Raw genomic sequence first — 13,752 nt, forward strand, 5'->3', positions numbered from 1 at the left:
TCAACTCGCGGCGGCCACGGTTGCCGCGTACTCCTGTGCGTGCCGGTCCATCTCCGCCCGGAAGGCGGCCACCAGGTGTGGCTGGATCCTTCCCGCGTTGCGGTCGCCGCCCTCGCAGACCGCCCCGCGCACCCCCACGATGTCCGTGCCGATGCGGGTCAGTTCGCCGAGGTCCGCCGCCTTGATGCTGCCCGCGAGGGCCGCGAGCAGGCCGGCGTCGTGGGCCAGCCCGACGAACTCCGCGCAGAGATCCGGCGGAACGTGGTCGAACAGCCGGGTCCCGTCCTTGACCGCGGTGTCGAGCATGGCCGCGTCGGAGCCGGAGAGACGGGCGATGTCGGGCAGCGCCAGCGGATTGACGCAACCGATCCGGTGGGCGTCGGCGTAGCCGGAGGCGACGACGAACGCGTCCGGCCGGAACTCCTTCACCGCCCGGACGACCCCGCGCATGACCTCGATGGCCTGTTGGGGGGTCGAGCATCCGTAGAGGCCGACCTTGATGTACGTGGCCCCCGAGACGGCCGCGCCGAGCGCTGCCTGCGCCACCGTGCCGGGCTTGTACGGTACGTCTCCCACGGTGGCGGACACCGGCTTGTCCGCCGGGACCGCGGCGCGGATCTCTCTGATGACCCAGGGGTAGTTGGCCCCCAGCGAGCCCTCGTCCGGCTTCTTGACGTCGACGATGTCGAGGTGTTCGGCAGCCTTCGCGCAGTCGAGGGCTTCCTCGACGCCGTCCGGGGAGATGAGCAGCAACAACGTGGGGTCCTTCCGCCGATGTCTCCCTGCCCGGGGGCAGGCCGTGCACAGCCGCACGGATCATGTGCGCTGCGCTCATCCTTGCCGGGGCCCGAGGTGGTCGGCAGGGCGTGCGGAGTGCCTGATGGATCATTACCGGGCCCTGGGCACGCCCCTCTCAGCGCGCCGTCCACGCCGGTTCGAACCCGGCGCACGAGGCTCTGACGTCCTCCTTCGGCCGAGGGCGCCGCCGTGCCCGGGGCCGTCCTCCGGACCACCGGGTCCCCACGGGCCCGGGGGTTCCTGGAGGGAACGGGCGCGGGTGTCGGGGCCCGGGTGGAACGGGCGCGCGTCCCCGAGGGCGCGTGAGCGCCCACCGGGACCGGGAGGGACCTCCTGCCGTCGGTCGCGACCTCGCGCCGGACCCGCCCGGGCGCGCCACTCCGCGCACCGCTTCGGCCTGGTCCTCCCCCGTCGAAGTCGCGGTACCGCGGACGCCGTCGTGACAGACTCGGCCTGGTGTTCGATGTCGAGAAGTCGGCCCCGCAGCCGGGGCGGTTCATCCGTGGACGACTGCTGCCTCTGATCCTGTGCCTGCTCGCGCTGGCCGGCTCCGCCTACGTCTCCGTCGCCGGGATCTCCTCCGAGGAGCGGCGCGACCGGGAGTGGCGGGCGGCCTCGCCCTGCCCGGCCTCCGCTCCGGCCGACACCCGTGCCGACTGCGTGACGACGCTGTCCGGGGTGGTCGCGCGCGTCGAGGCCACGATGAACAAGAACGGCGACGACGACTGGCTCCACTTCCGGGGCGGCGAGCCGGTGGACCGGCTGAACGTCCTCTACGACACCGCCACCGCCTTCGCCCCCGGTGACCGGGTCACCCTGGCGTGGTGGCGCGGTGACCTGATGACGGTCGCGGGCGCACACCGCACCGCCGACGAGAACGTGCCCCGGCCCGGCGGCATCGCGGGCGGCGCCGTCTTCTTCATCCTGGCCGCCGGGTGTCTCGCCGTACTCGTGCTGGTGCGCCGGCGTCGCGACGGGCTGCCCGTCGTCGCCGGCGAACCGGCCCGGCCGAACGCGTCGGCCTTCCTGGTCGCTCTGGCCGTCGCCGCGGTGTGGGCGGTGCCGCTGGCCGGCGTCAGACCGGACCCGCCCGTCGCGGTGCCGGTGGCGGCAGCCGGAGTCCTCACGGTGCTCGTCCTCCTGGCGCGGGCCTGGCGGGTGAGCGGCCGGACGGCTCCGGTCACGCCCCGCCCGCTGCCCGAGGGCGAGGACGTCTTCCTTCCGGCCCGCTTCCTTCAGGAGGCACCGCACGACGCCGGACTCGAAGGCAGCCACATCGTCCTCGGCGCCGGACCCATGGCACTGCTGCTCCATGGAGGGCCGGGCCGCTTCGCGGGCAAGGAGATACGCCCGGGGCGCTTCACCGTTCGAGGGCTGCGCCACCCGCGCCGGACGACGGAGCACAACGTCCCGGCGGGCTGGTACGTCGCAGAACTCCTCGACTCCGGAACCCCGGTCCGCCTCACCGCGGCCCCCGCCGACCTGCTCCTGCTCGTACAGGAACTGGAGCGCGCCGGGCCCTCACAGGACGGCACGGTGTGACGCGACCCGCCACGCGACCGGGGACCGGCGTTCGGGCGCGGGGCGGGCCGGCGGGGTCCGGGCACCCGTGGACGTGTTCACCGGGCCCGGCAGTCCTCGCGCGTCGGTCGGTGCCGCGACGCGGTCGGCTCGGTAGCCGCTCCGTACCGGCCGCTCCCGCTAGGCCCGGCGCCGGGGACGGTCCGCGGTGCTCCTGGCTTCCTTGTCCGTCGACCGCCCTGGAGCGGCGCCACGTTTCCTGGCGGTGGGCTTCGTCTTCGCCGCCTTCCTGGCCGAGGTCCCCTTGGCCGCCGCCTTCCTGGCCGGTGCGGCCCTCTTCGGCGTGCCGTCGGCCTCGGCTGCCTGTTTCCTGCCCGAACCGCCGGCGTCTCCGGTACCGGTCCGCCGGGCGGAGCGGCGTTCCGTCTCCTTGCGGGGACGGCGCGCGGGCGGGCGCTCAGGTCGCTCGTCCTCGGATTCCCCGTCCTCGGCTACGGCGCCGACGGCGTCTGCGGCGCCCTCGCCGACCGCCTCCGCCCCACGGCGGCCCACGTCCTCGACCGTGGACCGCGCTCCGTCCCCGATCTCCCGCACCGCCGAGCCCGCGCCTTCCACCGCGGCCCCGGCACCCCGTCCGGCGTCCTTCACCGCTGCTCCGGCGCCCTCGCCCAGCTGTCCCACGGCCCGGCCGGCGCCGGCCCCGACGCCTTCGGCCGCCGCTCCCACCCCACGCGTCAGCTGCTCGAGAACCTCGGGGTTGCGGTCCACCGTCGTCAGCAGCCGGGTGACGACGGCGACGATGTTGTGGAGCCGCACCCTGAGCTGGGCCTGTACGTCGACCCCCTCGATGTCCAGCTCGACGCGCCCGAGCCGCACGTCGGCCCCGACGTTCAGCTTGAGCAGGTCCAGCACCTCCGCCTGGAGGGACACGTGTGCCTCGAGGTCGTCGACCTCCAGATCCAGTTCGTCCACGTGGAGAGCGGGAACGTCCAGGAACACGTCTGACGGGCCCTCGTTCGGGCCTCGGTGCTGCGGAACCCCGGCCTGCTGAGCGTCCTGGTCGCGGCGCTCCCGGCCGTCGTCGTCGGAGCTGGGCATGGCGTGCGCACATCCTCCATCGGCCCCCGTGCGGACTCATCAGGTCCAGTGTCGGCCGGTGGCAACCGGCACGCAATCGCCGGGGAAGGGGACCGCGCGGCAACGCGCGGTGCCCCTTCGGGCGCCACCGGACACGCGCCCACGTCATGCCGTCCGGTGGCACACCCGGGGCGCGGAGATCCCCCACTCACGCCAGGGGTGCGGGCTGCGTGGAGGACAGCCCCCGGCTGTCATCCGGAGCGCCGCTCGTGGCGCGAACGCGCGAGATGGTGGGCGAGGCGGAGCAGTTCGCGGGTGGTCGTGCCGGTCCGCGGGCCCGGGTTCACCACCGCGAGCCAGCCGGCGGATCCGTAGACGGGGTGTGGCATCACGGTGTCGCCGACGCCGGGATCGTCGTCGGCGGACGGTCCGCGCGGGGCGTGGCCGGTGCGGTCGGCGAAGGCTTCCTTCCCCACGGCGATATTGACGCGGAACACGTCCGGCCGGTCCAGGCGTGACCGCTCGTCACCGGGGAGGTCCTTCGTCACGATCGTCGCGAACGGCTGGGCCGTCTTCGGGGCGGTTCCGTCAGGGGTGTAGTAGAAGAAGGTGTCCCCCCAGGCGATCTCGGGTGAGCCGTCGCCGGGCCCCGGCCTGACGGCCAGGACACCGTCGAGGCCACCCATGAAGTCGATTATCTCGTCGATGGTCATGTCATGAAGCGTTTCATTAAGGTGCTTGTGGAGACTTCGAGCCGAAGGAACGGGGGAAACAGGTGTCAACTCTCAACTCGCCCGCCTTGCGTACGGTCGATGTCGCGCGACGCGCCGGGTGCTCGGTCCAGCAGGTGCGCAATCTCGAACGCGACGGGGTCCTGCCGCCGGCCGCGCGCACCGCCGCCGGCTACCGGAGGTACACGGAGGTCCATGTGTCCGCCGCACTGTCCTACCGGGCGCTCGCGGTCGGCACGGGTCCGGTGGGGGCCAGGCGCATCCTGCGTGCGGCGCACCGGGGCCCGGCCCAGGAGGTGCTCGCCCTTCTCGACGCGGCACACGCCCGGCTGGACCGGGAGCGTACGGACCTCGGACTCGCCAGGGAGGCCTCCGTGCTCATCTCCGCCGAGCCCGTCGAGGACGTACGGCCGTCGGACTCGATGAGCGTCTCCGAACTGGCCTCCGCGCTCGGTGTGCGGCCCTCGGCCCTGCGCCACTGGGACGCCAAGGGGCTGGTCGTCCCCGACCGGGTCCCCCCGCGCGGGGCCAGGCGGTACTCACCCGCCCAGGCACGGGACGCGCGGATCGTCCACCAGCTGCGCGGCGCCGGGTACCGCATCGCTCCGCTGCGGGCCCTGATGCCGGGCCTGCGGCAGGGGCACCGGTCGGAGGACGTCCGGGCCGCGCTGGCGTCCCGGGACGCGAGCATCACCGTCCGCTCCCGCGCCCTCCTCGACGCGAGCGCCTCGCTCTCCGCCGTGCTCGCCGCCGCTGCCGGGACGTGAGACGCCCGGGCATCCGGCGCTCACGGCGTCGGGTGCCCCGCACGCGGGCACGGTCCGGCCTGGTCCGTTCGGGTCGCCTGACTCACCCGTCCGGCACAGTCACGCGGCATTCAGGCGGTCGGACGGACAAGGTGGGCCCTGCCGGGGAAGACCGGGGGCGGTGCCGTGTAGCGCGCCGAACCGATCAGCGCGACAGCGGAGGGCAGGGCATTCATGCCGGGACCGAAACGACGGCCGCGCGTTCCACCGCGCCGGGGGGCCACGGACCAGATGCTGCGGACGCTGCTGCGGCGCCGCAAGAAGGTCCTGGCCGCCGAGGACGTGACGGTCACCGACCCGCCGAAGGTACGCCGCGCGGTGACGGCGGCGGCGCTCGGCAACACCATGGAGTGGTTCGACTTCGGTGTCTACGCCTACCTCGCGGGCACCCTCGGCAAGGTCTTCTTCCCGTCGAGCTCGCCGGGCGCGCAGGTGGTGTCCACCTTCGCCACCTTCGCCGCGGCCTTCCTCGTGCGTCCGCTCGGCGGCCTGGTGTTCGGCCCGCTCGGGGACCGTGTGGGACGCCAGAAGGTGCTGGCGGTCACCATGATCATGATGGCGGCGAGCACCTTCGCGGTCGGCTTCCTCCCCTCGTACGACACGATCGGTTTCGCCGCTCCGCTGCTGCTGCTGGTGTGCCGTCTGGTCCAGGGCTTCTCCACCGGTGGCGAGTACGCGGGCGCGACGACGTACATCGCGGAGTACGCGCCCGACAAGCGCCGGGGCTTCCTCGGCAGTTGGCTGGACTTCGGGACCTTCATCGGCTATTCGCTGGGCTCGGGGCTGGTGACCGTGCTGACGGCGGTCCTCGGTACGGAGGGGCTGACGGACTGGGGGTGGCGGATCCCGTTCTTCGTCGCGGGGCCGCTCGGTCTGATCGGCCTGTACATGCGGCTGAAGCTGGAGGAGACCCCCGCCTTCCAGCGCGAGGAGGAGGCGCAGGCCGAAGCCCTGTCCGAGGGCGACCCCGTCGAGGAGGCACGCCAGTCGGGCAAGGGCCGGCTCAAGGAGATCTTCACGCAGCACTGGGAGGCGGTGCTCATCTGCATGGGCCTGGTGCTGCTCTACAACGTCACGAACTACATGGTGACGTCGTATCTGCCGACGTACATGTCGGACACCCTCGGTGAGCCGGAGACGACCTCCCAGCTGCTGGTCCTCGGCACGATGCTGCTCGTGGTGCTGAGCATCACGGCGGTCGGCAGGTCCTCGGACCGCTGGGGCCGGCGTCCGGTCTTCATGGCCGGGAGCGTGGCACTCATCGCACTCGCGATCCCGGCCTTCCTGCTCATCCAGCAGCGCGGCATCCTGCTGCCCGCGATCGGCTGCGGGATCCTGGGGCTGCTTCTGGTGTGCTTCGCGGGCACCTCCGCCTCGACGCTTCCGGCGCTGTTCCCGACCCGTCTCCGCTACGGCGCCCTGTCGATCGCGTTCAACATCTCCGTGTCCCTGTTCGGCGGGACCACACCGCTGTTCGCCTCCGCCCTGGTCGAGGCGACGGGCAACGACATGATCCCCGCGTACTACCTGATGGTCGCGGGCGTCATCGGGCTCGTCGCCACCCTGTTCCTGCGCGAGACGGCGGGCAAGCCTCTGAGCGGTTCAGGCCCGATGGTGGAGAGTCCGGAGCAGGCGCGACTGCTCGTCGCGCGGAGCAGGACGCGGGCGGGCAGGCAGGCGCGGGACGTCTGGATCCGGATGCGGCACCCGTGGGGCGGCAGCCGGCGCAAGGAGTGAGGGGGCCGGGGACCGAGGCCGGGAGGCACTGCCGCCCCCGGCCGTTGGCGCCGTGAGAGGGCTCCGCCCCGGGAATCGCACCCGGGGCGGAGCCCTCCCGTCCGTGATCAGATGCGCACTGCGGCCTGGTAGCTGCCGACGGTGCCCATCGACTCGTAGCGCACTGAGGCGCCCGGGTACGGCGCGTGCAGCACGGTGTTGCCGCCCGCGTAGAGGCCCACGTGCGAGGTGTTGCTGAAGAAGACCAGGTCGCCCGGCTTGAGCTGACTGCGCGCGATACGGGTGCCCTGGTTGATCTGGGTGTACGTGGTGCGGGTGATCTGGGCGCCCGCCTGGGCGTAGGCCCACTGGGTCAGGCCCGAGCAGTCGAAGGAGTCGGGTCCCGTGGCCGCACGCACGTAGGGCTTGCCCACACGTGTGTCGGCGGCCTGGAGCGCTGCGGCACCGAGGGCGGAGGCGGGAGCCTCGTTGCCCAGCTCGACGCGGTCACCGGCGGCGCGGCCGGCGCGCTGCTCCTCCTCGGCCATCTTGGCGCGCTCTGCCGCGGTGAGGGTGTTCAGCAGCTTCTGGGCGTCGGCGAGCTTGGTCTGGAACTTCTGCTTGTTCTTGCCGAGGGCCGTACGGATCTCGGCGAGGTCGGTGAGCTTGGCCTGCGCCTCCTCGCGCTGCTGCGCGAGGGTGCGCTGCTTCGCCTGGATCTTCTGAAGCGACTCGGCCTGCTTGGCGGTCAACTGGCCGAGCGCGGAGGCCTGGTCGAGGAAGCTGTCCGGGTCCGAGGAGAGCAGCAGCTGGACCGACGGGTCGAGACCACCGGAGCGGTACTGGGCGCTGGCGAGCTGACCGAGCTCGCCGCGCAGGGTGTTGAGCTCCTCCTGTCCGCGGGCGACCGTGTCCTGGAGCGCGTCGGTCTGCTTCCTGAGCTTGTCCTGCTGCTCCTTCGCGCCGTTGTACTTCTCCGTGGCCTCCTCGGCCTCGTGGTACAGCTTGTCGACCTTCGCCTTGACCTCGCTCTTGGTCGGCTTGGGGTCGGCCTGCGCCGCCTGGGAGGTCAGCGCCACGGCTGCGGCGGCGGTCACGCTGAGCACGGTCACCCGGGCGCGGCTCGGCTGCTTGGGACGACGGTGGGACGCCACGGAGGCGAGCTCCTTCTTCCTCGAGCCGCCTACCGGGCGTGGGACGGGAATCCCGGCTCCGTGCAGGTCACGGACGCGGCGGTGCCTTCACCGTCACCCCGAATGGGTGATCAATCGTGCGAAGGTTCGAGGCCGACCTTAGTGATCGTCCTGTGATCCACGCAATCTTCACAGGACCGATGTCGACAGACCAGGGGAGTTCTTTACCCGTTCCGCACGGCGCGTAGCGGCGGCCTGACGGTCCGTCCACCACCTCCGGCCGCTCACCTTCCCCTACCTCAGATGGCTTACGGAGCAAGGGACTTGGAGGCACCGCGTACGGGGGTGCGGCGCCGTGGGCGACGGCTGTGGGCCTCGGGTGCGGGTCGCACCTGTCGGCCGGGATGCACCACGCCTCCCGCGTTCACCACTCCCGTCCGACCCGGTACGGAAGGACGGCGGCCTCAGTCCACGTACCTCGGGGACGGCTCTTCCCTACCGTCGGAACTCTCCCGCCCCGCCGCGCGGACGAGGGGCCAGACGGCCTCGGCCATCTCGTCGGGGCCCCGGGGGCAGCCCCTGCGCAGCCAGTCCATGACGACCCCGATGAGCGCACCCGCGTGGAAAGCGGCGGCAGGATCGAGCGGGATCTCGTCGGGGTCGGTGGCATGTGTCCGGTCCGGGTCGGCGGGAGCCGAGCGGTTCACGAAGAACGCGATGGCGATCCGATGGTGCAGATGGTTGATGACGCGGGCGCTGCCCTCCGGTCCGAGCAGTGCGTCGTAGAGGCGGGCGTGGGCGGCGACATGGGTGAACAGCTGGGACAGCGGATTCGTCCGTCCCTGACCGTCCGGTGCGGGGCGCCCGGCGAACACGGGTGCGGCGGCGAGCAGTTCGTCGAACTGCGCCGTGCAGGCCTCGGCCGCGAGTTCGTGCACGTCGGTGTAGTGGTCGTAGAACGTCGAACGGCTGGTGCCCGCACGCCGGGTGACGCGGGACACCGTGATCTCCCCCAGTTCCTGGTCCGCGAGCAGGGTGAGCAGTGCCTCCTGCAAGGCACGGCGCGATCGGCGGCTGCGGGGGTCAAGGGCCTTGGTCACCCACCTGAGTCTAACTTCACCCATATACGGAGGATTACCCACGTTCACAGGGGTGGGGCCGCTCACGGGAGCGGGTGCGTCCGGGCCGGTCGCCGCCCCACGGCGCCGACACCGGCGAGCGGACCGTACGAGAGGCACGCACGTGGGGCGGCCGGCCCCGTGACGCACCGGGGCCGGCCGCGGGTTCGGGGTGACGCGTGGTCAGGCGCCGTCGGTGAGGTGGATGGCGGCCGCGGGGCAGACCGCTGCGGCCTCGCGGCTCGCGGTGTGCTGCTCCTGTGGCGGTGCCGGGTCCAGCAGGATGACGATGCCGTCGTCGTCGCGCTGGTCGAACACCTCCGGCGCGATCAGGACGCACTGGCCTGCGCCGCAGCACTTGTCCTCGTCGATGGTGATGTTCACGCGGGTTCTCCCTCCGTCGGGATGGGGGTGGCTGAACGGGATGTCCGGACAGCCGTGACGGCGTACGGCGGGACGGCCGGGGTCACCAGCGCACCGGGACGGTGCTCAGGCCGCCGACCAGCAGCCCTTCCACCCGCCGCAGGTCTTCCGTGGGCACGGCCAGTTCGAGGGTGGGCAGTTTGCGCAGCAGGACCTCCAGGACGACCTGGAGTTCGGTGCGGGCCAGTGACTGACCGAGGCAGGAGTGGGGTCCGGCGCCGAAGATGAGGTGCGGGTTGGGACTGCGGCCCAGGTCCATGTCCTCCGCGTCGCTGAACACCTCCTCGTCGCGGTTGGCGGCGGGCATGCTGCAGATGACCGTCGTACCGCTCGGCAGCGTCCGGCCGCCGATCTCGGCCTCCTCCGTGAGATAGCGCCGCAGGCCGAATCCGAGGTTGGTGTCGAAGCGGAGTGACTCCTCGACGGCGGTGCGCACCAGGGAGGGATCCGCGAGCAGTTGCTCCCACCGGCGCCGGTCGGCCAGGAGCATGGCGATCATCTTGCCGATCATGTTCGCGGTGGTCTCGTGTCCGGCGACCAGGAGGCCCATCGCGGTCGCCAGCAGCTCCGCGTCGGACAGCCCGGCTCCGCCCGCGGAATCCTGGATGAGCGTGCTGAGGACGTCCTCGGCCGGGTTCTCCCGCTTGGCGGCGATGTGACCGGACATGTACTCGACGAACTCGCGCTGGGCCAGGTCGGTCTCCTCGCGGGTGAAGCGCGTGATGCTGAGGAGGGCGTCGGACCAGTGGGAGAAGCGGTCCCGGTCCGCCACGGGCACACCGAGCATGTCGCAGATGACGTAGACGGGCAGGAGGAAGCCGACGTGCGCCTTGAGGTCGGCGGGCGCGCCGGCCGCCACCATGTCGTCGACGAGGCGTTCGGCGGTCGCCGTCATGCCGGGCCGCAGGGCCGTCATGCGCTTGGCGGTGAACCACTTGCTGACCTGACGGCGCCATTGCTGGTGCTGTTCCCCGGTCATGGGCAGGGAGAGCTCGTCCGCGCTCCCTGAGGCGAGGGCTCCGCCCGAGCCCTCGGGTGCGATCCGGGCGGCGTCGTCCTGGGCCGTGGGGCGGGCGAAGCGGGGGTCGGCCAGGAGGGCTTTGACGTGTTCGTGGCGGGTGAGCAGGGTCGCTTCGTCACCACTGGGCAGTTCGACCGTCGCGACGGGGCACTGGCTGCGCAGGCGCTGCCAGTCGGCGGGGGCGTCGAGCGCGCCCTGCTGGGACAGCGGGTAGCGCACGGTCTCTTGGCTCCGGCTCATAAGTGATCTCCCTCGGAAATGTGGGGCTTTCGCCCGGTGGACACCGCCGTGGGGCGGTACCGGGCCGGGATGGCGGGCAGCTCTCCTTCCTCGCGGGGACCGGGTCGTGTCGCCCGGTGGTGGTCGGAGTGGCGTGACGGCGGCCGCGCGGCGTGGCTCGATGCGGCGGCGGGACGGGCGACGGTCGGCACGTTCCGGGCCGTCCCGTGCTCCCGCCGGCCCGGCCCGTCCGCGCCTTTCGCACCGCGGGCCGCGTACGTCGCGGGCGGGTTCGGTCTCCCGGTCCGGGGCTCGGGGCGGGGTGGCCGGATCACGGCTGGGGAGCGCGGGGTGCCGACGCGCTGGGGGCCGGGGCGGAGGTCTGGGAGCGGTCAGGCGTGAGGCCTTCTTCGAGACGGTCCGTGGCCGGGTCCTCCGCCGGGAGCGGAGCGGCCCCGCGGGGTATGGCCAGGGCCAGGAGTGCCGCCGCGAGTGCGGCGGCCCCGCCGACCACGGCGGCGGCCCGGAAGCCGTTCTCCGTCGGAACGGTGAACCCGCCGACGTCGCGGCTCATCTGGGCCAGGAGCACGCCGATGACCGCGCTGGACACGGAGAGCCCGATGGACCGCATCAAGGCGTTGAACCCGTTGGCCGACGCCGTCTTGGAGGCGGGTACCGAGGACATGATGATGGCGGGCATCGCCCCGTAGGCGAAGGCGACACCGATGCTGACGACGCAGCTGAAGACGACGATGCCGGCCACGGAGCCCATCAGGGGCAGCGCGAGCGCGTATCCGGCGGCGATGACGAGCGCTCCGGTCAGCAGCGAGGTGCGCGGCCCGGACCGGGCGGAGAGCTTCGCGCCGACCGGGGAGAACGCCATCATGGCCAGGCCCGTGGGGACCATCCACAGACCGGCGGCGAGCATGGACTGGCCCAGCCCGTAGCCGAGTTCCTTCGGCAGCTGGAGCAGCTGGGGCGCGATGAGGCTCTGGGCGAACATGGCGAAGCCGATCACGACCGAGGCGAGGTTGGTCAGCAGCACCCGGCGCCGGCCGGTCGCCCGCAGGTCGACCAGCGGATCGGTGGTACGCAGTTCGAACAGGCCCCAGGCCAGGAGGACGAGGACCGCGGCGGAGAACAGGCCGAGCGTGGTCGCGCTCGTCCAGCCCCACTCGGATCCCTTGGAGACGGCGAGCAGCAGGCAGACGAGTCCGATCGTGATGCCGATGGCGCCGGGGACGTCGAAGCGGCCCCGGGCCTCCGAAGGCACGCGCGGGACGAAGCGCAGGACGGCGAGGCCGATCAGCGCGCTGACGGCGGCCGAGCCCCAGAACAGCACGTGCCAGTCGGCGTTCTGGGCGACGCCGGCCGCGAGCGGCAGGCCGAAGGCGCCTCCGATGCCCAGGGACGAGCTCATCAGGGCCACGGACGATCCCATGCGCTCCGGAGGCACGACGTCCCGCATGGTGCTGATCCCGAGCGGGACGATCCCCATGCCGATGCCCTGTACGGCGCGTCCGACGACCATCGGAACCAGCGAGTCCGACACGGCGCTCACCAGCGAGCCCGCGATGAGCAGGCCGACGCAGACCAGCAGCATGCGCCTCTTGCCGTGCAGGTCGCCCAGGCGTCCGAACACCGGGGTGGCGATCGCGCCGGTGAGGAGGGGCGCGGTGACGACCCACGACGCGTTCGCGGTCGTGGTGTCCAGCAGCTCGGGAAGCTGGGCGACGAGGGGGATGACCAGCGTCCCCATCAGGGAGGCCACGATTCCGGCCGCGGACAGGGAGGCGACTATCGCCCCGGTCCGCACGGCGGGCGCGGTGGGTACGGAAGCGTTCATGGTTGTGCACGATACACGCGAAGAGCATCATGCACAAAAGTTGCATGATGCTCTCGCTGAGCACGGTGCACACGTGCTGGCGTAGGCTGCCGATGTGCAGATGAGTGAGCCGGAGGTGGCCGAAATGGATGCCCAGCAGGCAGGGGAGCAGATCGAACGAGAACTGCTGATCCTCACCCGACACCAGGAGATGGCCTCACCGCGCAGGCTGCCCGGCACGCAGGCGCTGGACCGCAGCGCCTATGTGCTCCTCAGCCGGATCGAGGCGCAAGGACCCATGTCGGTGGCCGATCTCGTGAGCGCCTTCGGCCTGGCCGCCTCGACCTTCAACCGGCAGACGACGGCGCTCCTCAAGGACGGTCTCGTCGAGCGCACGCTCGACCCCGACGGCGGCGTCGCGCGGAAGTTCCGCATCACCCAGGACGGCAGGGACCGGCTGAAAGCCGACCGCGGCATCGTCGTCGACGGAGTGTCCCGGGTGGTCGCCGACTGGTCGCCCGAACGCCTCGACACCTTCGTCGCCGACCTGCGGCAGTTCAACGAGGACGTGGAACGGCTCACCGGCCGCCCCTGGCCCCGCTGACCCCTCCGCTCTCCGCACGCAGTGCGTCGGGCCCGTCGCCCGACGGCCCGTGAGAACGGCGGGGCTTCGCCGTCCTCCGCTCGGACCGGCCCTCCGGCCAGGGACTCCTCGCCCCGCGCCCAGGCCCGCTCCCCGGCCATGGACTCCTCGACCGGGCCCGCCGGATCGGCGCCCGGGTGAGCGCGGACATCGCGTCCGGGTCGAACGAGTCGTAGAGGATCACCGGGACCGGCCGGCCCAGGGACTCCACGATCCGTTCGCTCCCGTGGAGCCTGCGGGCCGCCCCGACACACATCTCGTGGAACCGGTCGGCCAGCCGCTCGCCCTGGTCATCAGCCCCGTAGTCGCCCTCGAACCAGAGGCCCAGGGACTCCGCCTCCCGGCGGTGCGACCCCACGCCTTCCTGGTCGAGCCCGATCACCCTCACCCCTTCGAGCCCCGCCTCGGGGAAGTACGCGTAACTCCAGCGCGCCTCCCAGGAGTCCGCCGTCCTCCGCGCCGATCCGGCGGCGTCCGACTCGGTCGTGCAGCCGACCGCCACACAGGGGAAGCTCGTATCCTGGTCGACGCCGTCGATCCGGAACGTCACCGCGTAGATCCCGCCGTCCGCGGGGAATCCTCCGACGGCCCCGGCCGCGATCCGTTCCACGTACTCCTGGAACGCCGTACGCCCTCCTCCTCGATGCGCAGAGGACCATGACCCGCTCTCCTGGTCCCGGACGGCCCCGGAGCGCGTTCACCGGCCGGCTCCTCCGCCGGG

Annotated in this window: 13 protein-coding genes; 4 read left to right on the forward strand and 9 right to left on the reverse strand. The window is 72.3% G+C overall.

What is annotated here, in order from left to right:
• Complete coding sequence (locus tag ACFVS9_RS18065; protein WP_383112879.1) at window positions 1-756, reverse strand: (5-formylfuran-3-yl)methyl phosphate synthase; 756 nt, start codon at window positions 754-756, stop codon at window positions 1-3.
• Between the two features lie 498 nt (window positions 757-1,254).
• Here ACFVS9_RS18065 and ACFVS9_RS18070 point away from each other — a divergent pair, with 498 nt between their 5' ends.
• Window positions 1,255-2,340: a hypothetical protein gene (locus ACFVS9_RS18070; protein WP_389933426.1), complete on the forward strand. Its 1,086-nt coding sequence runs from the start codon at window positions 1,255-1,257 to the stop codon at window positions 2,338-2,340.
• Between the two features lie 159 nt (window positions 2,341-2,499).
• Here the strand turns inward: ACFVS9_RS18070 and ACFVS9_RS18075 are convergent, their stop codons facing one another.
• Both ACFVS9_RS18075 and ACFVS9_RS18080 read right to left on the reverse strand, forming a co-directional pair.
• A complete protein-coding gene (locus ACFVS9_RS18075) occupies window positions 2,500-3,417 on the reverse strand; it encodes a hypothetical protein (RefSeq protein WP_389933429.1) in 918 nt (305 codons plus the stop codon).
• Between the two features lie 230 nt (window positions 3,418-3,647).
• Window positions 3,648-4,109, reverse strand: coding sequence for a DUF6194 family protein (locus ACFVS9_RS18080; RefSeq protein WP_389933432.1), 462 nt, complete (start codon window positions 4,107-4,109; stop codon window positions 3,648-3,650).
• Window positions 4,110-4,171: 62 nt separating this feature from the next.
• Between ACFVS9_RS18080 and ACFVS9_RS18085 the strand changes: the two genes are divergently transcribed.
• Window positions 4,172-4,894 carry a MerR family transcriptional regulator gene (locus tag ACFVS9_RS18085; protein ID WP_389933435.1) on the forward strand — a complete coding sequence of 241 codons (723 nt, stop codon included), beginning with the start codon at window positions 4,172-4,174 and terminating at the stop codon, window positions 4,892-4,894.
• A 270-nt stretch (window positions 4,895-5,164) separates the two neighbouring features.
• Window positions 5,165-6,670 carry a glycine betaine/L-proline transporter ProP gene (proP, locus tag ACFVS9_RS18090; RefSeq protein ID WP_383112874.1) on the forward strand — a complete coding sequence of 502 codons (1,506 nt, stop codon included), beginning with the start codon at window positions 5,165-5,167 and terminating at the stop codon, window positions 6,668-6,670.
• 107 nt (window positions 6,671-6,777) lie between these two features.
• On the opposite strand, the gene ACFVS9_RS18095 is transcribed toward proP, so the two are convergent.
• The 5 genes from ACFVS9_RS18095 to ACFVS9_RS18115 form a co-directional block, all read right to left on the reverse strand.
• The gene (locus ACFVS9_RS18095) at window positions 6,778-7,803 is read right to left on the reverse strand and encodes an NlpC/P60 family protein (protein ID WP_389933438.1); all 1,026 of its coding nucleotides are present in this window, start codon (window positions 7,801-7,803) and stop codon (window positions 6,778-6,780) included.
• A gap of 443 nt (window positions 7,804-8,246) precedes the next feature.
• Window positions 8,247-8,882, reverse strand: coding sequence for a TetR/AcrR family transcriptional regulator C-terminal domain-containing protein (locus tag ACFVS9_RS18100; protein ID WP_389933441.1), 636 nt, complete (start codon window positions 8,880-8,882; stop codon window positions 8,247-8,249).
• Between the two features lie 201 nt (window positions 8,883-9,083).
• A complete protein-coding gene (locus ACFVS9_RS18105; protein WP_389933444.1) occupies window positions 9,084-9,284 on the reverse strand; it encodes a ferredoxin in 201 nt (66 codons plus the stop codon).
• An 82-nt stretch (window positions 9,285-9,366) separates the two neighbouring features.
• Window positions 9,367-10,584 carry a cytochrome P450 gene (locus tag ACFVS9_RS18110; RefSeq protein WP_383112870.1) on the reverse strand — a complete coding sequence of 406 codons (1,218 nt, stop codon included), beginning with the start codon at window positions 10,582-10,584 and terminating at the stop codon, window positions 9,367-9,369.
• A 310-nt stretch (window positions 10,585-10,894) separates the two neighbouring features.
• Entirely contained in the window at window positions 10,895-12,409 is a 1,515-nt protein-coding gene (locus ACFVS9_RS18115) for an MFS transporter (protein ID WP_389933448.1), read from the reverse strand.
• 124 nt (window positions 12,410-12,533) lie between these two features.
• On the opposite strand from ACFVS9_RS18115, the gene ACFVS9_RS18120 reads away from it, so the two are divergent.
• Window positions 12,534-12,992: a MarR family winged helix-turn-helix transcriptional regulator gene (locus ACFVS9_RS18120; protein ID WP_383112868.1), complete on the forward strand. Its 459-nt coding sequence runs from the start codon at window positions 12,534-12,536 to the stop codon at window positions 12,990-12,992.
• On the opposite strand, the gene ACFVS9_RS18125 is transcribed toward ACFVS9_RS18120, so the two are convergent.
• Window positions 12,967-13,641: a hypothetical protein gene (locus tag ACFVS9_RS18125; protein ID WP_389933451.1), complete on the reverse strand. Its 675-nt coding sequence runs from the start codon at window positions 13,639-13,641 to the stop codon at window positions 12,967-12,969. The genes ACFVS9_RS18120 and ACFVS9_RS18125 overlap by 26 nt on opposite strands.
• Window positions 13,642-13,752 lie beyond the last annotated feature (111 nt).

This window comes from Streptomyces sp. NPDC058008 (genome assembly GCF_042886395.1).
Taxonomy (GTDB): Bacteria; Actinomycetota; Actinomycetes; order Streptomycetales; family Streptomycetaceae; genus Streptomyces.